Source organism: Candidatus Poribacteria bacterium (assembly GCA_028820845.1).
In the GTDB taxonomy this organism is placed as follows: domain Bacteria; phylum Poribacteria; class WGA-4E; order WGA-4E; family WGA-3G; genus WGA-3G.
On sequence record JAPPII010000015.1, the window covers coordinates 86,070 to 112,334 of the forward strand.

Annotated in this window: 19 protein-coding genes; 8 read left to right on the forward strand and 11 right to left on the reverse strand. The window is 48.2% G+C overall.

The window, feature by feature from the left end:
• Nucleotides 1-8: 8 nt before the first annotated feature.
• The 3 genes from yacG to OXN25_04245 all read right to left on the reverse strand — a co-directional run bounded on the left by yacG (nucleotide 9) and on the right by OXN25_04245 (nucleotide 1,761).
• The gene (yacG, locus tag OXN25_04235) at nucleotides 9-242 is read right to left on the reverse strand and encodes a DNA gyrase inhibitor YacG (protein ID MDE0424064.1); all 234 of its coding nucleotides are present in this window, start codon (nucleotides 240-242) and stop codon (nucleotides 9-11) included.
• 43 nt (nucleotides 243-285) lie between these two features.
• Nucleotides 286-885: a nicotinate-nucleotide adenylyltransferase gene (nadD, locus tag OXN25_04240; GenBank protein ID MDE0424065.1), complete on the reverse strand. Its 600-nt coding sequence runs from the start codon at nucleotides 883-885 to the stop codon at nucleotides 286-288.
• 108 nt (nucleotides 886-993) lie between these two features.
• Nucleotides 994-1,761: an SIS domain-containing protein gene (locus OXN25_04245; protein MDE0424066.1), complete on the reverse strand. Its 768-nt coding sequence runs from the start codon at nucleotides 1,759-1,761 to the stop codon at nucleotides 994-996.
• 210 nt (nucleotides 1,762-1,971) lie between these two features.
• Here OXN25_04245 and OXN25_04250 point away from each other — a divergent pair, with 210 nt between their 5' ends.
• Nucleotides 1,972-3,582, forward strand: a complete 1,611-nt coding sequence (locus OXN25_04250; GenBank protein ID MDE0424067.1) for a sulfatase-like hydrolase/transferase — start codon at nucleotides 1,972-1,974, stop codon at nucleotides 3,580-3,582.
• Between the two features lie 11 nt (nucleotides 3,583-3,593).
• Nucleotides 3,594-4,688 carry a lactonase family protein gene (locus tag OXN25_04255; protein ID MDE0424068.1) on the forward strand — a complete coding sequence of 365 codons (1,095 nt, stop codon included), beginning with the start codon at nucleotides 3,594-3,596 and terminating at the stop codon, nucleotides 4,686-4,688.
• A 42-nt stretch (nucleotides 4,689-4,730) separates the two neighbouring features.
• Here OXN25_04255 and OXN25_04260 read toward each other — a convergent pair whose 3' ends face one another.
• Nucleotides 4,731-6,335 (reverse strand): arylsulfatase, encoded by a 1,605-nt coding sequence (locus OXN25_04260; protein MDE0424069.1) that lies wholly within the window; start codon nucleotides 6,333-6,335, stop codon nucleotides 4,731-4,733.
• Nucleotides 6,336-6,481: 146 nt separating this feature from the next.
• Between OXN25_04260 and OXN25_04265 the strand changes: the two genes are divergently transcribed.
• On the forward strand, nucleotides 6,482-7,084 hold the full coding sequence (locus OXN25_04265; GenBank protein MDE0424070.1) for a CDP-alcohol phosphatidyltransferase family protein: 603 nt from the start codon (nucleotides 6,482-6,484) through the stop codon (nucleotides 7,082-7,084).
• Nucleotides 7,085-7,107: 23 nt separating this feature from the next.
• On the opposite strand, the gene OXN25_04270 is transcribed toward OXN25_04265, so the two are convergent.
• Together OXN25_04270 and OXN25_04275 are read right to left on the reverse strand one after the other, a co-directional pair.
• Nucleotides 7,108-9,921, reverse strand: a complete 2,814-nt coding sequence (locus OXN25_04270) for a DUF3857 domain-containing protein (GenBank protein ID MDE0424071.1) — start codon at nucleotides 9,919-9,921, stop codon at nucleotides 7,108-7,110.
• Nucleotides 9,922-9,949: 28 nt separating this feature from the next.
• Complete coding sequence (locus OXN25_04275; GenBank protein ID MDE0424072.1) at nucleotides 9,950-10,294, reverse strand: nucleotide pyrophosphohydrolase; 345 nt, start codon at nucleotides 10,292-10,294, stop codon at nucleotides 9,950-9,952.
• 320 nt (nucleotides 10,295-10,614) lie between these two features.
• On the opposite strand from OXN25_04275, the gene OXN25_04280 reads away from it, so the two are divergent.
• The 5 genes from OXN25_04280 to OXN25_04300 all read left to right on the forward strand — a co-directional run bounded on the left by OXN25_04280 (nucleotide 10,615) and on the right by OXN25_04300 (nucleotide 14,560).
• On the forward strand, nucleotides 10,615-11,355 hold the full coding sequence (locus OXN25_04280; GenBank protein ID MDE0424073.1) for a phytanoyl-CoA dioxygenase family protein: 741 nt from the start codon (nucleotides 10,615-10,617) through the stop codon (nucleotides 11,353-11,355).
• A gap of 99 nt (nucleotides 11,356-11,454) precedes the next feature.
• Nucleotides 11,455-12,465, forward strand: coding sequence for a hypothetical protein (locus tag OXN25_04285; protein MDE0424074.1), 1,011 nt, complete (start codon nucleotides 11,455-11,457; stop codon nucleotides 12,463-12,465).
• A gap of 9 nt (nucleotides 12,466-12,474) precedes the next feature.
• Entirely contained in the window at nucleotides 12,475-13,494 is a 1,020-nt protein-coding gene (locus OXN25_04290) for a methionine synthase (protein MDE0424075.1), read from the forward strand.
• A 19-nt stretch (nucleotides 13,495-13,513) separates the two neighbouring features.
• Nucleotides 13,514-13,777 (forward strand): hypothetical protein, encoded by a 264-nt coding sequence (locus OXN25_04295; GenBank protein ID MDE0424076.1) that lies wholly within the window; start codon nucleotides 13,514-13,516, stop codon nucleotides 13,775-13,777.
• Nucleotides 13,778-13,789: 12 nt separating this feature from the next.
• The gene (locus OXN25_04300; GenBank protein ID MDE0424077.1) at nucleotides 13,790-14,560 is read left to right on the forward strand and encodes a sulfite exporter TauE/SafE family protein; all 771 of its coding nucleotides are present in this window, start codon (nucleotides 13,790-13,792) and stop codon (nucleotides 14,558-14,560) included.
• Here the strand turns inward: OXN25_04300 and OXN25_04305 are convergent.
• The 5 genes from OXN25_04305 to OXN25_04325 all read right to left on the reverse strand — a co-directional run bounded on the left by OXN25_04305 (nucleotide 14,557) and on the right by OXN25_04325 (nucleotide 25,855).
• A complete protein-coding gene (locus OXN25_04305) occupies nucleotides 14,557-15,180 on the reverse strand; it encodes a CDP-alcohol phosphatidyltransferase family protein (GenBank protein ID MDE0424078.1) in 624 nt (207 codons plus the stop codon). The genes OXN25_04300 and OXN25_04305 overlap by 4 nt on opposite strands.
• Before the next feature lie 11 nt (nucleotides 15,181-15,191).
• Nucleotides 15,192-15,839 carry a hypothetical protein gene (locus OXN25_04310; protein ID MDE0424079.1) on the reverse strand — a complete coding sequence of 216 codons (648 nt, stop codon included), beginning with the start codon at nucleotides 15,837-15,839 and terminating at the stop codon, nucleotides 15,192-15,194.
• A gap of 96 nt (nucleotides 15,840-15,935) precedes the next feature.
• On the reverse strand, nucleotides 15,936-16,799 hold the full coding sequence (locus OXN25_04315) for a LysM peptidoglycan-binding domain-containing protein (protein ID MDE0424080.1): 864 nt from the start codon (nucleotides 16,797-16,799) through the stop codon (nucleotides 15,936-15,938).
• 12 nt (nucleotides 16,800-16,811) lie between these two features.
• The gene (locus OXN25_04320; GenBank protein MDE0424081.1) at nucleotides 16,812-17,684 is read right to left on the reverse strand and encodes a hypothetical protein; all 873 of its coding nucleotides are present in this window, start codon (nucleotides 17,682-17,684) and stop codon (nucleotides 16,812-16,814) included.
• Nucleotides 17,685-17,914: 230 nt separating this feature from the next.
• The gene (locus tag OXN25_04325) at nucleotides 17,915-25,855 is read right to left on the reverse strand and encodes an Ig-like domain-containing protein (protein MDE0424082.1); all 7,941 of its coding nucleotides are present in this window, start codon (nucleotides 25,853-25,855) and stop codon (nucleotides 17,915-17,917) included.
• Between the last annotated feature and the right edge of the window lie 410 nt (nucleotides 25,856-26,265).

Consider the following 26,265-nt stretch of genomic DNA (forward strand, 5'->3'; position numbering starts at 1 on the left):
TTACCGTTTTAGCCGTCATCATCGTCGGGGTCCATTCCCAATTCGATAAGGAGTTCCCGCTCGGTATTCGACAATATCACACTCGGCAAGGGGGTACGAATGGTGTACTCTTCATTCAGCCATTTAGCCAGATCCGCTGCCTTGCACCGTGCGCTACAGAACGGAAAATTTTTCGGTAGAGGTGTCCCTTCTTTCCACACAAAATCGTAAACTGTTCCGCATATACTGCATGTGTGTTGCATATTCTTACATCCCTATCATCCAACGGGAAAGCGACGACTTCGGTTAATGATACAACTTATGGCGATAAATGTACGATCGAACTGTTTCGGGCACAAGATACCGAATTGAAAGCCGCTTTCTAATCCGTTCACGAATGACTGTGGCAGATATATCAACGCCAGTTACTGGAAAGGTTGTAACCCGATTGCGTATCTCAGACGGCACCCGATTCAGATCGTAACTCGGACGCGTTGTTGCAATCATAACGCATCGCGCCAATACTTCATCAAAGTTTTTCCAGATTTTATACTCAATAAGCGAATCAGCTCCAATAATCCATCCGAGTTCACGGGTGTTTCCGTAAAGTTTCTCAAGGACTTTCAAGGTTTCAATCGTGTATGACGGACCTTCCCGATCCAATTCAATGCGTGACACTTCAAAATTAGGGTTTTCTGCGATCGCCAGAAGCACCATCTGGTACCGGTGTTCGGGTGCGATAATATCAGCATCAGCCACCTTGTGAGGCGGTCTCGCAGAAGGGATAAACAGGATTTTATCGTAGCCCAGCCCTGTCCGAACCTGTTCAGCACTTAGCAGGTGCGCGTAATGGATTGGATTGAACGTTCCACCCATCACAGCAATTCTTTCGGTAGTATTCAGCATCAGAATGTCCTGCGGATCCCAACTCAATTCAGTAAACCCAGCATTCCTTCGTCCTGCTTAAAGTATACAAGTTTGCACGAGAGAAGTCAACGGAAAAATTGTGTAATGTCAACTTCTCTGGGCGCGTGCCTTGTAATCGTCATAAGCCCGTTCAATCTGTTTTGCTGATTCTTCAAGTCCGAGGAAATGCGCACCCGTCAGTACGACCGGTGGTTTCGCACGCGCCGTCAGCAGTTCAGCGACTTGACATTTCATAGCATTCACAATGGTCAGTGTACCGATGCTGGAGGTGGGACCGACAGGATACGCTAAATTTGGAATTTCCACGACAGCATCGCCCGGCGGATTGCAGTTGTCAATCGTCAGATCGGCAATCTCAAACAGACGTTTGCCAGAAGGGTGTTTCGAGGTCGATGAACGACTGTGCGCGATAGAACTGACTGCTATTACGGGCAGATCCTGCGCCTTAGCACCCACCGCCATTTCAATAGGGAGAATATTTGTTCCAGAATTGGAAAACACTATCATACAGTCGTGGGGACCGAAGGTGAAGTTCCGTAAGATTACTTCTGCGTACCCCGAAATGTTTTCCAAAAAGAGAGCCTGGCGTTGACCGTTGCATCCGACAACTTGATTGTGATATGTGACCGCTAATTCGACGATAGGAAAAAATCCGGGAAAACTTCCGTAGCGTGGGAACATCTCTTCAACAGCCATGCGGGAATGCCCAGAACCAAATAGGTAGACGAGCCCATCCGCTGCTATTGTCTCGGCGCACATCTCAGATACTTGTGCGATTGCCTCGGTTTGTGTAGCCTCAATCTGTTTCAGAACCTCTTGTGCAGTGTGTAGATAACGTAGATGAGAATTGCTCATAATATATGTGTTGTAGCCTCAATCGCTTGATTTTGGAATTAAATAAAACGTCATAAGAAATAACTTACAAACCTGTGTTACAGCGCGCGACGGCTATTTTACCACACTCTCAACACACTTGCAATGCTTTTCCAATAATCTGAAACTCAGAGAGTTATGTTGACTTAAATCGCTGCTTGAAGTACAATCATTCGTAAAAAAGGAGCTACAATGAATACATCAGATCGTCCAAATATCCTCTGGATCTCTATAGAGGACACAACGCCTCGCTTCGGTTGTTACGGGGACACACTTGCGCGTACGCCGAATATTGATCGACTCGCTGCGGGCGGATGCCGGTTCCCAAATGCGTTTTCGACTGCTGGAGTCTGCGCTCCGAGCCGTTCTGCAATTATTACGGGTATGTATCAAACCTCAATCGGTACACACCACATGCGAACAGCACATACAAACCAGCACACACCGAACATGCCGACTCCATATTCAGCAGTACCACCGCCTTACGTTAAAACCTTTACCGAATATCTCAGAGGGGCCGGTTACTATTGCACGAATAATAGCAAGACCGACTATCAGTTTACGCCACCAATCACAGCATGGGATGTGTGTGATAACACAGGTCACTGGCGAAATCGTGAAGCGGGACAACCGTTTTTTTCAGTTTTCAATCCGACTGTTACACACGAAAGCGGTATGTGGGAACGGGAAGATCGTCCGCTGACTACAACTACGAATCCTGATGATGTAGAGTTACCGCCGTACCTACCGGATACACCGAAAGCGCGACAGGCACTGGCGCGTCAATACGACAACCTTGCGACTGCCGATGCTCGCGTCGGTGAACTTTTAGATCAATTGGAAGAGGACGGACTTGCGGAGAATACTATCGTTTTCCTCTGGAGTGACCACGGTGAAGGACTCCCACGCGGAAAACGGTGGCCCTATGATGCGGGTATCCGCATACCCTTAATTGTGCGGTGGCCCGATACGCTCACTGCTGGCAGTGTCAGCGAACAATTGGTAAGTCTGATTGATCTCGGTCCAACAGTGCTCTCGCTCTGTGGTGTAGAAGCACCTGAACATCTACAGGGACAGCCCTTCCTTGGAGCAGAAAAGGTTGAACGCGAATACATCTTCGCCACGCGCGACCGGTACGACGAATCTTACGATATGGTGCGCGCTGTGCGTAACAAAGGGTATAAATATATCAGAAATTATTATCCTGAAAAACCGTATCTGCTCTGGATTCCCTATCGCAACCGGCATCCGGTCATGCAAGAGATGTGGCGGTTGTATGCAGCGGGTGAACTTGAAGGGGATCAGGCGGTTATGTTCCGTTACCCGCGCCCTGCTGAAGAGCTTTACAACGTTGAAAACGATCGGTATGAGTTGAACAATCTGGCGGCAGATCCTGAACATCATGCTGTGTTGGAACAGATGCGGGGTGCGCTGTCGCAATGGCAGTCTGATTTTGGCGATATGGGGGATATATCCGAAGAGCAGATGGTGGCGCAGTGGTATCCTGACGGCACACAACCGCAAACAGCGGCTCCTATTTTTATCCCGATTAATGCCGAACAACCCGGGACAACGGTAGCAAACGAGGATGGCGAGTGGTCGGCTCCGCTCGTTTTGCAACTTCACTGCTCTACTCATGGCGCATCAATTGCTTACACGACTGAGCAAGGTGAGGACGCACAGTGGCGATTGTATACCGAACCGCTACGTATACCGGAAGGCGAAACCACCGTGCGAGCGAAAGCAATCCGCATCGGCTACCTTGAAAGCGAAGAAAGAACGATTCATCTTAAAGTTTCATAAGGAGATTATCAATGGCGCAACAGAACAACCAAGACTATTTCGTTTATGTCGGCACTTATACGCATGGAGACAGCGAAGGGATTTACGTCTATCGCTTAGACGGTGCGACGGGTGACCTGGAATATAGCAGCAAACTCACAGGCGTTGAAAATCCGTCATTTTTGGAGATACATCCGAGCGGTCAGTATCTCTTTGCTGTCAATGAAGTCGGTGAGTTTGAGGGTAAGGATAGCGGTGCCGTTACAGCATTTTACATCCATCGAGAGACTGGCGAGATTAGTTACCTCAACCAACGCGCGACGGGGGGTGGCGCGCCTTGCCATTTGAGTGTAGATGCGACGGGCAAGTGTCTACTTGTGGCAAATTATGGCGGCGGAAGCGTCGCTGCTTTTCAGATAGAATCAGATGGACGGCTGAGCGAAGCCTCTGATTTTGTGCAGCACGAAGGGTCGAGTATCAACCCGCAGCGGCAGATGGAACCGCACGCCCACTCAATTATGATTGATGCCAGCAATCGTTATGCCTTCTCACCTGACCTCGGCATTGATAAAGTCCTTATTTACCAATTGGACGCAGAAAACGGCAAACTTACGCCTAATACCCAACCGTGGGCACGCGTGCATCCTGGGGCGGGACCGCGACATTTCGATTTCCATCCAAACGGAGAGTACGCTTATGTAATCAACGAACTGGATTCAACCTTCACCGCATTCCGATATGACGCGAGTGCTGGAACGCTCACGGAATTCCAGACGATCTCTACGCTGCCTGATAATTTTGATGGCAGAAGTCACTGCGCTGATGTGCACGTCCATCCTTCCGGGAAATTCCTGTATGGCTCAAACCGTGGACACGATAGCATAGCCATTTGCGCGATTGACGCAGAAACGGGCACCCTGAGTCCTATTGGTCACGAATCCACACAAGGTGAAACACCACGGAACTTTGGACTGAATCCGGAAGGGACATTCCTTTTTGCTGCGAATCAACAAACAGATACGGTTGTGACATTCGCAATCGACCAAGAAACAGGCGAATTAAATGCGACGGGACACGTAACAGAAGTGCCAACGCCTGTCTGTTTGAAGATGCTTCCCTGTGTTTAGTAGAGAATGGGCGGGTATCAGGTCCCGCCCAAACAAAATACGTTAACGTTGGTCGCGCTCCTGCCTGCGGCGTTCTTGGAGTCTATCCCATGGATAGATAAGACAGCGATCCGCCCAATCTCGGTAAAGTCCGACGAGCTCTTCCAACTTTTGTGGATGCTTAGCGGCAAGATCGTTAATCTCCGTCCGCTCGGCGGCGAGATCGTAGAGCTCCCAATCGCCGGGAAACTTGCAGACCAGTTTCCAATTATCTTGACGCACCGCACAATTGCCCTCGTGTTCCCAATAAAGCACATCCTTACCGTTGTCCTTCCCATCGAAAATCGGCACTAAACTCGTTCCCTCTAACGGCAAAATTGGCTTCCCATCGTGCTCTTCAGGATAGGTCGCACCTGAAACTTCGAGGCATGTCGCCATGATGTCCGGGAGTTGTCCGGGTTGATGGCGTAATTCGCCTGAGGATTCTATGGCATCCGGCCAATGTGCAATCAGTGGCGTAGCGATACCGCCTTCATGTACCCAGTGCTTGTATTCACGGAAAGGGGTATTGGACAGGTTTGCCCACGGAACGCCGTAACTCTGATAGGTGGTTTCGGGACCTGGCATGATGCTTGGGTCGTTGCCGCGATAGACGGGTTGTCCGTCGGAGGTCGTCCCGGTACTAATCAGTGAATTGCTATCACGTATCGCTGGAGGACCCCCGAGTTCTTCCGCACAGCCGCCGTTATCCGCTAAAAAGAGGATGAGCGTGTTGTCGAGTTGTCCTGTCCCCTCCAATGTGTCGATAATTCGCCCGATACCTGCATCCATGCGGGTGATTTGCGCTGCGTAGACTTCCATACGCCGTTGATTCCATTCTTTATATTCCGCTTCACGCCAAGGTAACTGTGAAGGGTCCCTTGCGGTAAGCTGCCACGCTTCATCTAAAATTTTCATTTCCCGCATCCGTGAGAGCCGTTCTTCTCGCAGCTCATCCCATCCGGCGGCGAAACGTCCATTGTAGCGTGCGATGTCTTCTTCGTGTGCGTGCAGGGGCCAGTGTGGTGCTGTGTAAGCGACATAAGTGAAGAATGGACGTTCCGGTGTCTTTTCAGTATGGTTCTGGATAAATGTCACCGCTTCATCGCTGATGGCATCTGTGAAAAAGTAGCCCTCAGGGAGTTCATCGTGTTCAATGCGGGTATTATTGCGCGTCAGGGTATTCGGCTTCCAGAAATTAGCGGCACCTGTGATAATCCCGTAGTATTCGTCAAACCCGCGTTGGCAGGGCCAGCTGTGCTTGGGACCATCTGCACCGGCATGCCGAGAGATATGCCATTTGCCGCTCATATATGTGCCGTAGCCTTCTGAACGGACTGCGTCGGCGATAGTGATACACCGGTCATTCAGATCACCGCGATACCCCTCAAGTCCGTCGTCGCCCATCATGTGTCCCACGCCGGTTTGATGCGGATGTAATCCAGTCAGCATGGATGCACGGGATGGACAGCACCGCGCCGTGTTATAGAATTGTGTAAAGCGCAGCCCACCTGTAGCGAGTCGGTCAAGGTTGGGTGTATGGACTTCGCCGCCGTAGCAGCCCAAGTCGGAAAAACCCATATCATCGTTCAGAATGAGGATAATGTTAGGTTTGTTATTTTGGTTCATAGAGTAAATTTCCTTTCATTCTTGAAATTAGCATTGCTTTTAGTAATTAGGTTACGTTACGATTAAAGAAGTAAAAAAAATAAAGAAAAACACTAAACCTAAATAGAACTGAGACACAGGGACCTCACCCAACAAAGGAGTAGAAAATGATTGCGAATCTGATTACACTTTTCCGACTAATCCTGGTATTCGTTGTTATCTCACTTTTCGGGCAGCATCTCTATTTAGACATTTTACTTGTCGCGCTGATTGGACTGATTCTATTTCTTGACGCGGTCGATGGTTACGTTGCGCGGAAACTCAACCAAACTTCAGACTTCGGGGCACTATTGGATATAGTCGGCGACCGTATTGTTGAATGCATTTTCTGGGTTTACTTCGCTGTTGTTGGACTGATTCCCATCTGGATTCCAGTTATTGTGATTGCGCGTGGTTTCTTTACAGATGGCTTGCGGAGTGCTGCTTTCGCACAAGGGAAAACAGCGTTCGGTGAGAATACGATGATGTCCTCAAAATGGACGCGCGCGCTAACGAGTTCACGTATGAGTCGAAGCATTTATGGCATTGCGAAAACGATTGCCTTTATCTATCTCGGCGGTCTCATAGCCTTCAAAAACTCTGGTGTCTACCCGGAACTGACTGTCGGTTTGGAATTAACAGGTGTAATTTTATCAACTATAACCGTTGCGATGTGCTTAATCCGCGGTCTCCCTGTCTTAATTGATGGCTGGAAATACGTCAAAAACTAACCACCAGAGGTTATCGGAAATTTTCAGAATTTGGTTGGAAGGTTGTAAGACTGGAAGCGTGGGTACCCCTCCTCCCATCCGAGCACCGTCCAGTCTTCCGATCTTCCAATCTCTGCTTCTGCTGACTGCTGCCCCTTATTTAGCAATAACCGACTCCCATCTTCACTTGCGAGCGACACAAAAAACGATTTCGCTGCCGGATAAGCGTCTGCTGGAAGTATCCGGTTTTTAAGAGTAAATACAAGCCGATAGGTGATAACATTTTCAACCTGTCTGTACTGCCGACGCAGTTCTGCTATCTCTATCGTGTGATGGATGTCTTCTGGCAAAACAGCCGTCCATCCATCTGGAATTTGGATGCTAATTATCTTCTCAATTTGCATTGGGTAGCCAAAATCCAGGGAATAGGTGCGATGTTCATTAGCGAAAGTTTCAGCATAAGCAGCGAATTCATCAATCGGCAAGCGGAGTAGCATGCTATTCCCCAAAGACTCAGCGTAATCCTTGACATGAAAACCGAGATTAATTTCTACTGGTACATCATTGAGGTCATCAGGGTCAGACATCCGCCACCACTCTATTTGAATTCCCGGAAATTGCTGACTGAGTTCAGTGGCTAAAGTGGGCTTCATAGCACTCGGATGGATCTGTTGATAGGTCCACCGCGTATTTAGACTGTATTGTCCAGTTGTCTGAATATGAAGCGTGCCTTGCACGTCGCCTTTACTGTCTAACGCCAATTCCGTCGTACTCACAAGTTGGTTGGTTTCTGGTGAAAAAATAGGTGTCTCCACAAAGACTCCCTGCGTATCAGAGATGAGGAATCCAGTGCGTCCCTGCGCGTTATACGGCAAGTCTCCATAACTACAAGTCGCCGCCGTTGTATCCAACCAGATATAGGTACCCGTGCCGGTAGGGACTACAGCAATTATATGGTTGAATTGGCTGAGAAATGGCAGCGTCGTATCAACTCGCGCGTATGGTGCCATGCTAATCAAGCAAGGATAGGCTTTAATGCCTGCGAGATCCAGCATTGAGATTAGGAGGGTTGTTTTGTCTTTGCAATCCCCGTATTGCACCTGAAAAACCTCGGTGGCATACGACGGTTGGTAAGCACTCTGTCCGAGCTCAATACCAACATACCGAATTTTTGAGGCGACGAAATTATAGATAGCGCGGATTTTTGCTTCATTCGTTTCGAGATTCTCGGTTAGAAGTTGGACTTTCCACTCAATGTCAGCATTGGGGATATATCTCCCTTTTGCGAGTTCCTTATACCACGTGTAGACAGCCTGCCAGTCTGCGATGGAGGAATAGTGCAGGCGTGGCACAATGTCATTAATATGTGGCATGCCATCCTCCGCTTCCACCGCCGGAGTCTCCCCATATCTCCATAAGTAGATAACCGTATCATTTTCCGTATAAGAGACCTGTGGCACTAAAGGCTTCGTTTGTGATGTTGTGTTAGCGATCTCCCACTGAAGGTGCCATGCCTTCGGCATCTGAAGGGCGTAACTCGTTTCAAGGGTCGCCTCTGTTGACTGAAAATTATACCCACCCGTAATCCAGGTTTCTCCGCCAGCAACTTTATCTTCAAGTGTTACTTTATACTCAATACAGACCCCCGGTGCAAGACCGACCATAGAGATAACCTTCCACATCGCGTCTGAGTAGAGATTGTAGGACAATAAACCGGGCGGCGTTACATCGTTGTACGCTTCATCAGGTGGTTGAAGCACTGTGCCATCTGCTGTAATTGTTCTTGCTATGTTAACGCCAATATTTTGCGATGCGGGTTGGTAAGGGATGGCGATATCTCCATATTTTTGGATGCCTCTTTCGGTGAGAATCTTAACGATTTGGTGCGTTGTATAACGAGATCGTCCTGTCGGTAACACATCATGACTGAAGTGATTGAACAAAACGAGCGTATCAGCATTGGGATAATCACTGGCATCTGGTGCGTTTGCGATTATCTGCTCAACGTCTGGGTCCAGAAGGGTAACAGGCGGCACATTAACTGCCCGCACTGGGTTGAGATTGAGTTGGGAAAGTGCTTGAAGGCGTGTAATAGCGAGCAGGTTGTCTGGTGCAATCTCTAAAAGTTGCTGGTATTGCAGCTGCGCCTCAAAATAACGTTGTTGATTTTCATAAAGTGCTGCGAGCTGCTGCCGTGCCCAGATATCGTTTGGAAACAACCGAATTGACTCCCGAAACTCCGCGATCGCCTCGCCGACTTTACCTTGCTCCAGATAAATAAGGCCCAAGTAGTTGTGTAAATTCTCGCATTCGGGACGCTCACACCTCGGATCAATCGATAACGCTTTGTGAAGGACGCTTATACCTTCATCGTAGCGTTGTAGTTGCTTATAAGCCAAACCGAGATGATTTAGCGCATATAGGTTATCAACTGAGATGTCCAAAACTCGTTCATAGTACTTCGCAGCAGCAACATAGTTGCTCAGCTTTTCAGAAATGTATCCGACATAATTCAAAGCCGTGATATTGTTCGGTTCCAGCCTCAGAAATACCAGAAATGCGTTTCTCGCGTTTTCATATTCCTCAAGTTGAAGATATATCTCCGCTATTTTGTATTGGACATCCCCGGAATTCGGACGGATTGCGATAGCGGCTTCATAGGCATTAAGGGCAGCTCGGAGGTTTCCACGCTTCAATTCATAATTGCCGGCTTCAATATGCTCGGTCCACTGGCGATTCCGCTCAACAAGCGGGTCAACTACGGACGGTGCGGTTGTTTTTTGCGGAAAGAGCGCGCATCCGCTAACGAGAAAAAGCAGACTTAACAGAAAAAGCACGTAGTTTTTAGGGAATGTCATTGTCGGTTTCCTTGGGGCAGGAGTGAGGCTACACTGTTTCTTTTAGAAGTTTTGGGTTACGCTTGTGTCGTTCTTTGTCTCGGTTCGTCTTCTTCTCCATCGACTTTTTGAATGCATCCTCAAGTTCAACGCCTGTCTGATTCGCAAGACATATAAGCACAAAGAGAATATCTGCCATCTCTTCACCGAGATCAAGATCATGTTCATTCTTCTTGAAACTCTGTTCGCCATATTGGCGCGCCATAATCCGCGCTAATTCTCCGACCTCCTCCATAAGGATCGCGGTATTGGTTAACTCAGAAAAATAGCGCACGCCAAAGGTCCGTATCCAGTCATCTACAAGTTTTTGGCAATTTTCGAGCGTATAGTCCATGTTAATTGCTAACTCCGTTCCGTGGCGTTCTTTACGACTGACAAAGCACAGCAAACCAGCATTATGTTTTCTCAACGTTCTGGTGGATAAATCTCAACTCACTTATATTTTAGCAAGGGTCAGCCGGAAAGTAAACATTTTTCTAAGGTGATGCGTTTAATGGAACAGTTCCACGAAAATCTTTTGATTTTTCCGAAGGTTTGATATATACTTAATTGTATCATTACTTAGGAGGCAAAACCGGTACTATTTAGTTTTAGACATCAAGTTCACGACCAGAAACGAGGCTGATTAGGCTAAATAGGCTAAGGAAAAATCAGATGGGACTTACAAATAAAGAACTGGAATTTTACCAAACAAACGGCTATTTTCTGAAAAAAGGACTTGTTTCTTCAGAAGATATTGCGCGAATCTGTGACGAGATCGAAGATATCCACAATCGTATGGCGGCGCAACCAGCAGAGGGTATTGGAATCTCTTGGGAAGTCTACGATTCAGAGGATCATCCACCGCGTATTAAGCAGTTGATGCACAGTGAGTTGGTGAGTCCGACACTCAATCGTCTGCTTCGTTCTAATGATGTACTGGATATCTTAGAAGCAATGATGGGTGAAAACATTTCACTGTATCACAGTAAATTGCTTCCAAAAGCCGGTGGCGACGGAACAGCGATCCCGTGGCATCAGGATTACGCCTATTGGAAAAATGACAACAATAAGCCGGTGATGATTAATTGCCAATTGGCGATAAGCGCGGCAAATCTTGAGAACGGGTGTATTCAGTTCGTGCCTGGAAGCCATAATTGGGGATTACAGGAGCATGAACGGAAACAGCAAACATTTGGTGTATTTTTACCCGGGCACTATCAAGAACGCGAAGATGCTGTTGCCGTAGAAATGGAACCCGGGGACGGTGTATTCTTCAATGCCCTCATTATCCATGGCTCTGCTCCGAATAACTCGGAAAATGATCGACTGATGAACACTTTTGCCTACAACGTGACAGGTAACGGCGAGACCCAATGCCGAGAAGTCTTACGTGGTATACCCCTTGAGGCATAAGAAGTAAACGTATTGCTTGACCAAAGGTACTTCCCAACGAACCTGCCACCGAAATTTATGGGTATTGTGTGGAAAAGGTTGTATGTGGGAGAAAATGTGATGAAAGTGAAAAACATAACTAACGCTTGGAAGATTCTCTATGTTTTGCTTATTGGTGTTGTAATTGGCTGCGGAGAGGGTGACTTGGATAGCACAAACCTCGCACCGAGCATTCTTATCTTTGAAGCCGAATCAGATATAGTCGCGCCCGGGGCAGCGGTACAGATCCGTTTGAAAGCCACTGACCTCGAAAACGACGTTTTATCATACACCTGGTCCGCCACGGACGGTGAATTAACAGAAACCGACTCGGGGGCAGTCTGGAACGCACCGGAAACTGAACGGAAGTACCAGATTGAGGTTGCAGTCAGCGACGGCGTCCGAATCACAACCAGCACGCTTGACATCCAAGTATGGCGGACCCGACCGGGAGATTATTATCCACTGGCAGTCGGGAACACCTGGCACTACCGAGATCCCAATGGGGACGAAATTACATTTGAAATTGTGGATACCATCCAGATTCAACGAGCAGGTGGAGAAACCATTGAGAGCTTCGTCCTTCAGAAATCCAGTAAGGCTGAAGGCTTGGAAAACATAGTAAACTACTCCTATCTCGGCACAAGCGTTGACGAAGAAGGCGAAGTTGCAGCCATCCTACAACATGCGCAGAACACAACATCTGGTACAAGCGATACAATTCTGTTTGTACCCTATCTACCTCTATATCAATTCCCGCTCATTCCCGGTAATAAATGGGAAACTAAGTTTCAGGCACAATTAGTTCCCGAACTTTTTCCGATTGGTGAAGGGCTTGATGAATTTGAAGTGCTTTCGGAAGAGACTGTGACCGTACCTGCTGGGACTTTTAAACATGTCTTTCAGGTTCAGGAATCATTTCGGTGGGGATTCGACATAGAGAACCAGAATTTTCCACTCGATATTACTGTCGTGAAAAAATGGGTCGCTCCAGATGTTGGCATCATCAAATTCACACAGGCGCAAACCCGCGGGAACGTCACAGTTGAAACCGTTTTTGAACTCGAATCCTTTGAATTGGTACAAAATTGAGTTAAATCCGTGAAAGATATATCTAAAAAACCAGAAATTTTGACCACAACTGTTGGCTCTTACCCCGTACCGACGTGGCTGCTCTCGATACCAACCGAGCAGAGCCTTCTCGATGCAACACGCGTTGTTGTCGATATCCAACGGCAACGCGGCATCGACTTACCAACAGATGGTGAACTCTACCGCTTTGATCCCAACCACCCAGACACCAATGGAATGATCGACTATTTCATCCGTCCACTTTCAGGTATAAGGGCAGAGGTGGGACGGCAGGAATGGCACGAATTCCGGCAGATGCAAACGATGTCGTTTCGAGCAAAACCTGCTGGTGTTGTCGAGAACGCATTAGGCGAAGGCACGCTAAACCTCGTTTCTGACTGTGAACGTGCCGTGAGCGTCGCTGGTAAAGACATCAAATTTACAGTGACAAGTCCTTATATGCTCGCACGGACGCTATTGGATAAACATTATGGAGACTTTGATGCCTTGCTCACTGCTTTGGCAGAGGCATTAGCAGCACAAGTGCGGGAACTCGATTGCGCCTGCCTTCAAATTGACGAAGCGAATATACCGGGCAACCCAGAAGACGGACCCCGCGCTGCTGAGGCGATTAATATTGTACTCGATGCGTTTGACGGAGAGAAGGCAGTCCACTTCTGTTTTGGAAATTATGGAGGGCAGGTTATCCAGAAAGGGAACTGGGCGGCTCTCATTGACTTCCTAAACATGCTCCGATGCGACCATCTTGTGTTGGAACTGGCACATCGTCCTGAAGCAGACTTAGAAGCACTCAAGGCGGTTTCGTCAGATATCGTCCTCGGTATCGGGGTGATTGACGTAAAAGTTAACCCGATTGAGACCGCTGACGACGTAGCAGCCAGTATAGAAAAAGCAGAAAAGATAATGGGTGGAGGACGGATTGGTTGGGTACATCCAGACTGTGGTTTTTGGATGCTCCAACGCTCCGTGGTGGACAGAAAAATAGAGGCTTTAGTGCAAGGACGGGATCGGTACCTCGGTACTGCATAGGCAGATAAAGGAATTCCTAATGTTTGAAATGCAGCTTCCTGGTTTTAGAAAATTCCAGACGATTTCTGCTGTGGCTGCCGGCATCGGTTTTATCATCGGCGTGCTAATTCCCGCCCGTGCCATCTTCATGAATAACTGGGAATGTCCATTCGGAAACGGACTGATTCAGATTTGTGGTTTCTTAGGTATTGTAGGACTGGGAAGCGGAATTGTTGTTGGAAACCTTGTTGCCCTCATTTTGATTGGAATTGCAAAATGGCGGTCAGAAGACAAACGGAGGTAATAAAAACTTAAAGTGGATTTTAACTTTCTTCACGTTGTACTGCTCTTTGGTACAGGTATCGCTGCGGGTTTCTTAAACACGGTTGCCTTCGGCGGTTCGTTGTTAGCCCTACCTATGCTGATTTTTCTTGGACTCCCCACCGCAGTAGCAAACGGGACAAACAGAGTTGCTATTTTCTTCCAAAATTTCAGTGCTATTATGGGATTTCGCCGTAAAGGTGTCTCTGATTTTAAGTATAGCATCTTACTCGCCGTGCCAGCGGTCATCGGTGCCGCGATAGGCGCGCTAATCGCCATCGATATTAGAGATGCGCTATTCAACCTAATTCTCGCAGTTGTGATGATCACCATGCTGATTCTAACACTACTTAATCCAACAGAGCGGTTGAAGGACAGGATTGAAAGTGGGGGCAAGGATTCCAAAATTGTCGCAATGATCGTTTTCTTCTTTATTGGAATCTACGGAGGATTCATCCAAGCCGGTGTGGGTTTGCTCGTTATCACTGCTTTGCGTCTTCTCACTGGTATGGATTTAGTTCGGACGAATGCGATTAAAGTTTTTGTTATCTTCTTTTATACCGTGATCGCACTTGGTATTTTTATTTCCCAAGGCAAAGTCAACTGGTACTTAGGACCAACACTGGCAGTTGGTAACGCCTGTGGCGCATGGCTTGGAAGCCATTGGGCAGTCGAAAAAGGGGACAAATGGATTAAAGTGATGCTAATTGTCGCCGTAATTGCTTTTGCTATCCGTCTGGTTTGGCTGAGTGTGACAGGCAGTTAGCGATTCAATTCTTGATAGGAGAAGATGAGTCGATGGAGCGCAGTAATATGGGTTGTGAGGGTGAGGATCCCAAGTACACAGAGTAGAATCACGGCATTGGTCTGAACGATGGGAAATCTATGCCATAGTACCCCTTGAAGGAGTGTGCCAGCACCGAGCAAGACAATGCGTTCTGGACGCTGCATGAGTCCAACCTTACATGTAACCTGCAGTCCCTCAGCTCTCGCCCTTACATAACTCACTAAGATTGAACCGAACCAAGCACCAAAGGCGAGAATTATTCCAATCAAACTTTCTAAATTATAAAAATAGATGAGGGCACCAAGAAAGAGAAAACCTTCCGAGTAACGATCAATCACAGAATCCAAGAGCGCGCCTGATGCACGTAGATTTGTTTGAGCTCGGGCAACTGCTCCATCTATCATATCAAAACTCCCACCAAACAAAATGAGAATTCCCCCCACAACAAGCCGTCCGGTTGCCAGATAAAAGGTGGCGACGAGGTTAACGAGGAATCCAAAGAGGGTTACCATATCCGCCGTAATGCCGAGCGCGACCATTTTATTTGCCACAGCAGATAGAATAACCTCAAGACGGGGTTTTAATTTTGCTTCAAACATTGGCATACCTCTCACTGAGACGGTAATTTTGCCGAAACCTCAGCTCTGTCCTCAGCAAACATCTGCCGCAAAGAAGCACTCCGATTCTCAATTAATTCTATGGTCGGAACAGCTTCCGCTTGAGAGAGAAGTTCCAAAATTGCAGATGCGATTTCTGTTGGACGCCGCGCTATTTTAACTTTCTCAGATTCAGAAGATTGGATATCCGGAGATCCGATACATACAACACCATCACTCCAGATGAGCTCCCAAGGTGGATAAGCCCTGTCGTAAGTTTCGTCAAAAACCGTAATAATAGGATGAGGTAGTTTCAGGAGTGCCAATTCAACGTTCTGAATCGCCTGCGTATTGGCTAACGACGTTTTCCGCTGCTTTGTAGCAATGTGGATGATAGGCAGGTTCCACAAAACAATGGGCTTTTTAAGGCGACGCGCAAGGCTAATGAGGCGTAGGAGCTGCCGCCAGCCTTGCGGTGTCTTTAGACTTTGCGTGCCACCTTGGACAAAAGTAACTTTCGTGTCATATATCCAAGCGAACCCGGCGAATTGGAAAGCCCCTTTACTCCCGGCTCTATCACCAGAGAGTGCGATCGTTTGAGTGAAGGGGGGTGTTTTTGCTTGCGTGTTTCCCCTAGGATATTCAGAGGTATTTACTGACATATACGCAGCACCTTTACCCGATAGCAAACCGTATAAAAAAAGCAGGGAGGTGGTTTAGACACCTTCCCTGCCTAAAAGGTGATGAGTTAGTTTGATTTATTCGCCGCTACGTCCACCGATGCTACCGATAACAAACAATCCAACACCGGCTGCGACGGTTGTCAGGAACACCAAAGCACGTTTGGATGTGGAAAGTTCCTCGTGGACACCCTTGGCATTTTCGAGTATCATCTTGACTTCACTGATTGCCTTTTGATTCGCTTCAATATGGGTCAAAATTCCCTTCACTTCGGCTTGGGTAGCTTCAATGAGTTCGTGTGTCGCTTTAGCGTTCATTTCACGCTCCTCGAGCATTGAAGCGACCGCTTCAAGATGTTCATCAAGGTGGGCGATTTCGTGAAGGATAGCATCTTTATTGGCTGCAAGGGCTTCTTTGAGGCTCGAAGCGATGGCTTCACCGGACTGACCGACAGCATCCATCAACTTCTCTTGAGATTTCAGGCTATCCTCAAGGGCTTTAAGTTGTCCTTTGAGTTCCGCCATACTCTCGTTGAGTCCGCCAATTTCTGCTTCCAATTTATCCCGCGTCGCTTCGGATTCGGCTAATTCCACTTTCAGCCGTTCCAGTTCCTCTTGGTATCCAGCAAGCTCCTCCTCAGCAACTTCAACGACCTCTTTTGCCATAGCAACTGGAATCCGTAACTGTTCGCCCGGATAGATGAGATGTGGATTCGTGAAGTCGTTGTACTTGCTCAGTTCGCGCCAGCGGAGTGGGTCTGTGAGATGCTCTTGGCAGAGATCCCAGAGCGTATCGCCTTTTTCAATAGTAATGAGCATAGTATCCTCATCACCTTCATGCGGCGTGATCCTCGCCGAGGCGGATAACACATAAACGCCACTGAGTGCTGCGCAGATGTACAGAATCAGTGCTAACTTTAGCGTGCCTCTTATCATTTTCATCAATTTTCTCCTTTAGTAGCTATAAGAGAGGGAAGCAAAGTGAGTTGATCCGACTCCGTTGATTTCACCAGCCATACCGTCTTGAATGGCATAATCAATCTGCAGCCCACCGATGTTCACCCCAAACCCACCGAAGAGGTTCTGGACATCACGTGAGGCTCTAACACCACCGCGGATAGCAAGAGCAGTTGATTTGTAAGTGAGAATCGTATATTCAGCACCGAGTTTCAAACTCGTGGCACTTTGGTCAAGATTTACGAGTTCTTGCTCAATATCTGCGGCGAATGTGACGACATTACCCATATAAAGATTGTAGGCTAAGCCGAGGTTAATAACCATCGGTACGGTGTCTTCACCAAGGGACGCACCGAGGTATTTCGCAACGAGGCCATAGTGAAAAGTTGGGACTTTTTCCTCACCGACATCTATGTGCAGGGCATGTCCCATGATTCCGACATCAACACCACCAAAACCGCTCTGGCTTTCAACGCCTTCTGCCCCGAAGTTATCTGCCAGCATGCGGCCCGTTAGACCGATACCGAAGCTTCCGAGACCAATACCGTAAGAGAGAGAATAGGCGTTGGCACTATAACTGAATTCCCCACCATAGCGTTCATTAGCATCATATTGCTGGATGCCACTGACACCGGCGTTCGTGACAGCAAGTCCAATGGATCCCGCCGAACCGAGAGCTTTTGTCAACGCGATGAAGTTATGGCTTCTATCGAGATCAAGCTGCTGTGTCGAAAAGTTGAGGCTTAAATCCGCTGCGGAGCCGAGTCCTGCTGGGTTCCAAACGGTCGCGGTGGCATCATCAGCGATTGCTGTGAAGGCACCACCTAAGCCGATTGAGCGTGCACCGGCACCAAGCCGCAGATGTGGCATGGCATCCACTCCGGCAAAACTGACCGGCGACACCGCTAGGATAAGAAAGAAAAGGGGTATTAAACCGCATAACAATTTCGGGACCTGTTTGGAAGCCCATTTAGCCTTAGGGCGTAGCTTGCAAGCCCGTCTAAAATTGTGTTCTGTCATTAACATTATATCCTCCAAAAGACTGTCCACATCGGGAACTGGACAGGTGTCCAATTCCCGATATGCAGACTGCCATTTACTTAGCGCGTCAGTGCAAGTTTGAGAATGGCATACTCGGGTTCAAAACCATCTGCCACTATAATTTGACAGAAATAGACACCTCGAGCCAAATCTTCGCCAGAAGAACTGGTGCCGTCCCAACCAATCGCGCCTTTACCAACGTACTCGCCTGCGTCCCATACCTCGTTATCAACCAAGACTCGGACGGGTCGGAGCGTCATGTCGTAAATGACAATGCTCACTGTCGACTGTCGAGTCAATGTGAAGGAAATACGCGTATTATCCTTGAACGGGTTGGGGGCATTAATCGGACGCGATGCCAATACTGGACCAGCCTCACTCTCAACAAAGAACGTAAACTCGTGGACTGCCATGTTCGCCTCACGGGCACCACTGCTATCTTCAGAGACGTTGCCCTCTTTATGCGCCATGTCAGACACCTCAAGTTTGACCGTATGTTGCCCAAAAGCGAGATCGAGATCCGGGGTGTATATCACCTGGGATGCCGATTTCTGGTTCGGTTTGAGGTTAATCAGTTGGTCATCCAAAACGAAACGGATAGAATCCATATCTACACCGGATTCCGCATCAGCGTAACTTATCGAAATTTGCGGACGACGTTCAGTCAGGCGTGCCTCATTTTGTGGCGACGACATCGTGATCACCGGAGCAGCAGTATCGAAGTCGATTGAGAAGGAGCCTTGTGCTGTGGCAGAATTGCCGATTGTATCAGTGGCTCGCACCTGAATCGTGTAAGTCCCTTCATCAAGGGGAGCTTCAGGAATGAAGTCCAAACGCGTGATACCTTCGACATCGTCTTCACCATCATCTTCGGTACCGCCTTCCACCTCTTCACCATCGCTATCCAAGACGACGATATCTATTTCATCAACGCCAGACGCATCGTTGGCACTCGCCGAGATCGTCGGGAGTCCACCGCGGATAGTTCCTGTTGGTGAGATTGAAGTGATAGTCGGTGCGACATTGTCAACTTCCAATGTGAAAGTCCACGAATGTTGCGTCGTACCACCTTCACTGATTGCGACGAGGGTTACCGTATGCGTACCAGATGTGAAACTTTCAGCCGTCTCAATGCGACCTTGAGCAATCTGCGCGAGTGGAATAGACCGGAACGGTTTATCGTCAATAGCGAACTTCGCACTCACAACACTCGACTGTTCATCCGTGACAACCGCTGAGATTGTTACCCAACTATCACCCTTGATGACACCAGAAGGAGCGGCTGCAGAAATAACAGGTGGTGTTGTGTCTTTCGGCACTTGCACCGTGAAAGCCACAGATGTCTGCGCCCTATTGCCATCACCGTCAGTGACTGCAACAACAACGGTATAATCGCCATCAGCCAATGCTGCCTCAGGGGTATAGGAGAATCGATTGCCATCTACCTCTGGTGTAGCATCAACATCGTTGACAGTAAAGGTCGTTACATCAACAGTCCCTGCACCGGAAAATTCACCACTGATTAGCGGTTTTCCGTGATCGAAGGTCTGTCCCGAAGCTGGAGACTGAATCGCAACGGTAGGTAGTGTGCCACCGATAGCGAATTCAACAGAAGCCTCACCAATGTTACCGAGTACATCAGCAGCATGAACGGTTACGCGATATGCTCCACCCGAAAGCTGTTCGGTGCGCATGTAAATCAATGTCGTTTCATCGGTTTCAATCGCGCCCTGGTCAACCATAACATCTTGGTCGCCTTGTTCAGGCAATATCCGCGTCACCATAACAGTGGGTCCATTAGCAAGGTCCGTTGTCGCCCAAGCCAAGACTCCAGTGCCATCAGCGTCAACACCACTGCCCGCACCATCTTCGTATGTTGCGTGAACAGTTGGTAAACTATCCACCGTATGGTCCTCGGAGGGCGTTTCAATCTTAATCATTGGACCGGTGTTATCAAGGTTAACCATCGCCAATGCGAAGGATACCGAACCGTTCCACTGCTTGACCACACCCTCTGGTGTATAAATACCATCAGGCAGTGCTGAAATTTCCATGACCGATAGTGAGAAAGTCATCTCTGGATCTTCGGTACTTTCACTGGCTACTGCAGCACCGTTAATGCTGGCAGTTAGTTCATCATCGTCAGCGGCTAACGAACCGTTGGCAACCACGAAACCTACTCTCAGTGAATCCCGAAGCGAAATCGGTTCAGCGGGAGGTTCCGCTACGTCTACACCATCAACGGCTGTGACCGCCAAGTCGGTGATATCCGAAAGTTGGAAGTTGAGCACATGTACTGTGACTCTTGAACCATCGATTTCAGAGTCATCGGCTTGCTCATTGCCGAAGGCATCAACAATGAGGGCATGGAACATATAGGTTCCATTTTTAAGCATGCCGACATCAACCGTTGCTGCATCCACAACCCCGGGTTCACCATCAGTGATGGTTTGGGTGCCATCTGCATCCGTTCGCACCAACTTCACTGAACCATCTGTGAAGGTTTCTGGAGCGGCTGTGGGTTCAATAGTGAGCATAGCCATCGGGGATGCGACTGTTTCATCAACGATACCACCGACCGTCCAGCTTCCATCTTCATTGGGATCAACCATCTCAACAACTTCGCCGCTTTCATTCACATGGGCGACAGCCGTAATGTTTGTGGGGCCAAGGGGTGCGACATCGTCCACATTGTCGAGTGAAAATTGCGATTTAATACCATCCGCTGCTGCAGATTCGCTTTCGTTTGCTGCGGAAATCGCGATTGCTCGTACAACATACGGATTCGCATCCAAGGACGCATCCCGTGCCGCAGGACTATTGGCATCAATGGTGTCCTCAAGTCCTAATGCTACCGTATCAATCTCAATCGACCATTTTTGATAGGAGGCGTGTTGATAAATCAACGAACTTGCCGCGCCACCTACAACTGTATCAGCTGCGATGTGAACAATGTCAGCAACGAAGTCAGCGTTATTCTGCAATACTTGGACTTCTTCGGCAGTAACAGCAGCACTCTCACTGCCCACACCTACCTCTTGCCATTCAGAATCGTCAGCGTCTTGACGTTTGACTTCAAAGCGCATCGAAGTGATAGGCGGAGAGGTTCTCTCACCAAGAGAGTAACTGTTAAGCGTAACAACTCCCTGTGGTGCACCGCTATCTGGGTTCGTCACTGCTGCAGGATCGGTGGTTACCGCCAATACTTCTGGAGCCGGTCGGTAAGTATTTTCAACAGTTACCGATATTTTCGACCCATCGGTTTCAGAGTCATCGGCTTGCTCATTGCCTGCTGCATCATACACAAGAGCATGGAACATATAAATTCCATTTTCCAAGTATGTTTCACCGTCAGCAAGCGTACCGACATCAACCGTTACCGTGAAAACGCCACTGCCTTCGGCACTTTCAGCAACCTCGCCGATAAGAAGACCTTCAGCATCGGTTACCAACCTGACCGACATGTAAGTATTCCGATCTGCTGTCGGTTCAACAGTAAGCGTCGCAACAGGAGATAGCACTTCCTCGTCATACTTATCAACGAGTCCACCAACAGTGTAACTACCATCATCAGCGGTTTCAAAGACGCTATCAGTCGCTTCAACACTTGTCACATTGATGTTTGTAGGACCAAGCGGGGCAACATCGTCAACGTTATCAACTGAGAATCGTGCCTCAACACCCGGAATAGGTGGCACTTCAGTTTCACTGGTCTTTGCATACCCGGTTACCACATATTGATTTTCATCCTTAGAGGCATCTCGTGCCGCAGGACTCCCCGCAGTGATAGTATCTTCCAGAATTCTGGTATCTATAGAAACCACCCATTTCTGGTAGGTACTATTAATATGAACAATAGGTTTGTCAGGTCCTACAGTGTTGATGAGGTCTCCGAGGAAATCAGCAAGCTCTTGACCACTAATATGCTCAGCAGCTTCACTGCTTTCAATCGTCCACTCTGCCTCTTGAGGTCCCTTAGCAACCAAGCGAACGGCACTCGTAGGTGGAGAAGTCAAAATTGGTGTATAGGCGTTAAGCGTAAGCATTCCCTGAGGTGCACCACTATCCGGGTTCGTCATTGCCGGGGGACCGGTAGTTATTGCCAAAATCTCAGGTGCTGGTCGGAAACTGTATTGAACAGTTACCGAGATTTTCGATCCGTCAGTGCTAGAACTATCAACCTGCTGATTGTTGTGGTCATCAACAGCGAGCGCATGGAACATATAGGTTCCCTCAGCAAGTGGACCGATATCAACGGCCACAGTGAAAACACCACTGTTTCCAATTTCTTCGGTTGGATTTTCGATAGTAAGACCTTGAGCATCGGTTAGTAATCTCACTGAACTGTAGGTACTCCGAGCAGCTGTCGGTTTAATAGCAAAGGTAACTACCGGTGAACTGACAGTATCATCATACTCATCAATGAGACCGCCAACAGTATATTTACCATTTCCATGATCTTCAAGGACACTATCGGTCGCGTCAACCTTCGTTACAGTGACGTATGTGGGACCGAGTGGTGGGGTAGTATCTCGGCGGACAAAGTCTCGAATATCATCAATGTTGTCAACTGAGAATCGTGCCTCAACGCCTGGGATCGGTGGAATTTCGGTTTCACCAACATTTACATATCCCTGTACCACATATTGATTTGTATCTTTAGAAGCATCATGTGCTGCAGGACTACTCGCTGTGATAGTATCCTTTAAATTCGTGGTATTTACGTCAATCGACCACTGCAAGTAGGATCTATCAGTATAAATGGGAACAACAGGATCTGTAAGACTATCAGCCAGCACCTGACCATCAATTAAAACAACATCAGTGGCTTCAATTATCCAATCAGCATCTTGGGGACCTGTGGCAGCCAAGCGAACCGAATCAATAGGCTCATAAGTCCGACCGGGTGTATAGGCATGAAGGGTGAGTATACCTCTTGGTCCACCACTATCCGGACTGGTAGCCCTGGGAGAATCTACCGTAATCGCAACAACTTCAGGACCAATCGGACAGACATCAGGATCTAAATTGATAGTACCTTCCATCGGATCAGGGTCAGCAAGCTGAAGCGCATTACTTGCCACAGCACGAACCGTTACGGTATCGCCTGCCTCTATCAAGGCATCAAAGTCAGCAACATCCCAATCAATTTCAAGTGTTGAACCCATTTCGGTTCCAGCGAGATCAAGTTCGCCGATATTTTGCCAAGCACCATCGGCATCCATGTATTGTACCATAACGGTAGCGGGGTGTGCTGTGCGGTGGTCAACCGTGACAGTTAGAACAACATTTTCTGTCGTATTACTGAAGATCGTCACATCACCGATAGGACCACTTTCAAAGAGGTCATCCATATCGCCATCTAAGTTACAATCGCCAATCACAGCAGCTGTAACGCTTGCTACGTCATGTTCTGGCGCGACAATTCTGAGACGGGTCGGTTCAGTGTAGGATCCAACATTGAAAAGCGTATCAATCCCCATTGCACGGATGCCGTAGTCACCAAGCAGGAGAGACATCTGATCGCCCTGAATCGGCATTGTCAGATGACCAGACGCATCAAAAGTCACTGGAACAAGGTGATCAACAATATCTAAGGACCCACCAAGCGCATCAATTATTAATTGCGCCTGCGGTTCAGTCAACTGAAAGCGACCTATAAAAGGCTCCAAACTCTTCAGGAATGGGTTTGCGAAATCTTGGATGAGACCTGGTGATAGCAATGCCAAGGCTGCCTCAGGCGTTGTCGTGCTTAAGAGTGCAACGATAGACGCATCATCGAGTCCACCAACGAGCTGCGGGACATTCTGCCGCAAGAACGAAGCAAGTTGATTCTCTGGAACCTGGGCAAGGACTGCCGACCAAATCCTGGATGCTAACATCGTCGATTCAATGTTCAGCGGCATCCAAGTACTTATCGGATTGCCATCTGCATCGAGTGCGATCTCTTGGTAAAATAGGTAACCTTCACCTGCGCCGACACCACCGCCTTTGGGCACACCCATTATATTCAGAGCTGCAGCACCCGCGTGAGGGGCAGTAACAACATGAACGCCTTCCGCATTCGTATATCCTGTGGTGTTCCCACCATCCATAATGCGAATATCGGCTTCCGGGGCGGTCGTATCAACAATAATCTCCGTACCCTCAGCACGCTCTAGGAGTATTTGATCAAGAGGTTCCCCATCAGGACCGAGAACAATGGCTTGTAAATCATAACGGCCATCAGGGATATCCGAAATCTCCGCAACCCAGAGGGATTCGGTCTCCATATTCACACGTGGCACCGTGAAAACAGAAGCCAACATCGGATCCTGAGTTGCCTCAAAACGACTCGTAAGTCTGTTCGCATTACGTGTGAGTATACTCGTAAGTCTGTTTTGTTGGCGTGATGTTGCAACACTCAGCAATTCGCCTATGCCAACTTGTTGACCCGCTAAGGCTTTTTGAATGATATTAGTAGCCCGAGGCGATGTCAATATATCAGTAAATACACCTGCTAAATCAGGCGTAAAGAGTTCGCTAACGATACCGCGATCTACTATCTGAAGGTTCTTTGGATCCGGCATCGACCACCCTTGAATCTCAATTGTATGTATGTTGTCAGGATGGAAGACATCGGCAAGGCTCACAGTGGTTGGATCCATAGCAGCGATCGCTTCACGATCCACCGTTGTGAATCCCACAGGTTCAGTGAGGACCACGTCAAAATAGTAATAGGTGCTGCCACTACGTGGAAGACCTATCTCTGCTTCCCAAACGACACCATCTTGTCCAGATGTCGCCACCATTACGTGCTTAGAATAGCCTTCCTCAGGCATCGGATCTTTATGTGAATACCGTAGTGTAACACTCGAGAACAATTGGGTATCTAAACTCGGCCAAGCAGGTAAGTTCGTAGCAGCAAGCGTTTCCTCTAACCGGAAGGTATAGGGAATGGTATCGGCTTGAAATTCATCTGTTGTAACTTCCGTACCTGAAACGGGTTGTCCACCTGAGAGGGCAAACGTAACACCATCAACCTTCGCTGGCACCCGCAGATAGACTTGTAAACTGTCCCGCGTTATATGTTTGTTGCTCGCCTCTAAATAGGCAAAATCAGCAAAGTTCGGTGTTATCGCATTTCCGAAATTCTCGAAATCTAATTGCCTCGCTTCCTGCTCAAAAATCGAGAGACGGTTTGCCAACAAAATCTGGCGAACCTGCTTTTTCGGGAGAAAGCCTCGAGGCACAGCATCAAGGACTGCGTCCACCAAGGTTTCTGCTTCAAGCGGCAGACCAGACGCTCGGATAATCTGCTCTACAAAAAGCCTTCCGGAAGAAGCGTTTAGCGAGAGTCCACCCAGCCGCGACCTACCAATAAGAGACTCATTTGTAGGCATAATGGGATCAAAAGGATCTACCGTTGGAACTTCGACTACGGGCGGCGGCTCCACTACGGGTGGTGGCTCCACTACGGGTGGTGGCTCCACTACGGGTGGTGGCTCCACTACGGGCGGCGGCTCCACTACGGGCGGCGGCTCCACTACGGGCGGCGGCTCCACTACAGGGGGTGGCTCTACCACAGGCGGTTCAGCACCGACATTCAATAGTCCTGCAAGCTCGTCAATCGCCGCTGCATCCTTCAGTAACGTCCGCACATCTGCATCCTCAAAGATTGCTCGGACATCCTGATCCGTTTTAAGAAGATCTACGAATTGCGGGTCGGCCCCTGGTAAAGCCACAAGAAGAAGATCCGGATTCAAAAGAACCAAATCCAAGGCTCCATCCAACCCCCCAAGAGCTATAACTTGAGGATTCTGTTGAAATGCTGGATCCTTGAGGGCATTAAGAACATCCGGTAAAACTGCCAGAATGTCTTCACGTAGAAGCGTCTCGCTGTGCTCCTCAAACACCTGTTGGGCGAGAGAAGCCTCCTGCCCTAAAACAGTGTTCGGAATTGAACTGTAAAAAACACACAAAGTAAAAATCAAAAAACAAACGAGTGTTCGTTTTTTCATTAACTCATCCTCCTCATTAAGTCTACGCGCAAGCGAGACTAAGTACTGAGTTTTTAGATGGGCACGCGCGAATACAACAAAAACGACTGGGGTAGATGTCTGCCCATCCAAATAACATCCTACCAACGAACCCAAAATTTCCCGATACCGATGTAGCCTTAGGATAGCGTTTGTATCACATAAGGCACAGGCCAAAAGCAAGTGGAAAACGACACCTCAACTTCTATATTTGACCTGGCGGGAATTTTTCTATTATTTTAACACAAAGTGGCGAAATTAAGCAAACATTTAATCGTTACGTGGCAGATAATCGTTACGTGATAGAGAGATTTAGTCATTCGGACAAAAACGCTCTGAACGAAATCAACCTACAGTTACGTGATGTTTTTATGCAATCGGTGAATATTTGT

Bases quoted from the DNA above. Each gene is read 5' to 3' on its own strand.
- yacG (MDE0424064.1), bottom strand. From the start codon at position 242: ATGCAACACACATGCAGTATATGCGGAACAGTTTACGATTTTGTGTGG.
- nadD (MDE0424065.1), bottom strand. From the start codon at position 885: ATGCTGAATACTACCGAAAGAATTGCTGTGATGGGTGGAACGTTCAAT.
- OXN25_04245 (MDE0424066.1), bottom strand. From the start codon at position 1,761: ATGAGCAATTCTCATCTACGTTATCTACACACTGCACAAGAGGTTCTG.
- OXN25_04250 (MDE0424067.1), top strand. From the start codon at position 1,972: ATGAATACATCAGATCGTCCAAATATCCTCTGGATCTCTATAGAGGAC.
- OXN25_04255 (MDE0424068.1), top strand. From the start codon at position 3,594: ATGGCGCAACAGAACAACCAAGACTATTTCGTTTATGTCGGCACTTAT.
- OXN25_04260 (MDE0424069.1), bottom strand. From the start codon at position 6,335: ATGAACCAAAATAACAAACCTAACATTATCCTCATTCTGAACGATGAT.
- OXN25_04265 (MDE0424070.1), top strand. From the start codon at position 6,482: ATGATTGCGAATCTGATTACACTTTTCCGACTAATCCTGGTATTCGTT.
- OXN25_04270 (MDE0424071.1), bottom strand. From the start codon at position 9,921: ATGACATTCCCTAAAAACTACGTGCTTTTTCTGTTAAGTCTGCTTTTT.
- OXN25_04275 (MDE0424072.1), bottom strand. From the start codon at position 10,294: ATGGACTATACGCTCGAAAATTGCCAAAAACTTGTAGATGACTGGATA.
- OXN25_04280 (MDE0424073.1), top strand. From the start codon at position 10,615: ATGGGACTTACAAATAAAGAACTGGAATTTTACCAAACAAACGGCTAT.
- OXN25_04285 (MDE0424074.1), top strand. From the start codon at position 11,455: ATGAAAGTGAAAAACATAACTAACGCTTGGAAGATTCTCTATGTTTTG.
- OXN25_04295 (MDE0424076.1), top strand. From the start codon at position 13,514: ATGTTTGAAATGCAGCTTCCTGGTTTTAGAAAATTCCAGACGATTTCT.
- OXN25_04305 (MDE0424078.1), bottom strand. From the start codon at position 15,180: ATGTTTGAAGCAAAATTAAAACCCCGTCTTGAGGTTATTCTATCTGCT.
- OXN25_04310 (MDE0424079.1), bottom strand. From the start codon at position 15,839: ATGTCAGTAAATACCTCTGAATATCCTAGGGGAAACACGCAAGCAAAA.
- OXN25_04315 (MDE0424080.1), bottom strand. From the start codon at position 16,799: ATGAAAATGATAAGAGGCACGCTAAAGTTAGCACTGATTCTGTACATC.
- OXN25_04320 (MDE0424081.1), bottom strand. From the start codon at position 17,684: ATGCCACATCTGCGGCTTGGTGCCGGTGCACGCTCAATCGGCTTAGGT.
- OXN25_04325 (MDE0424082.1), bottom strand. From the start codon at position 25,855: ATGAAAAAACGAACACTCGTTTGTTTTTTGATTTTTACTTTGTGTGTT.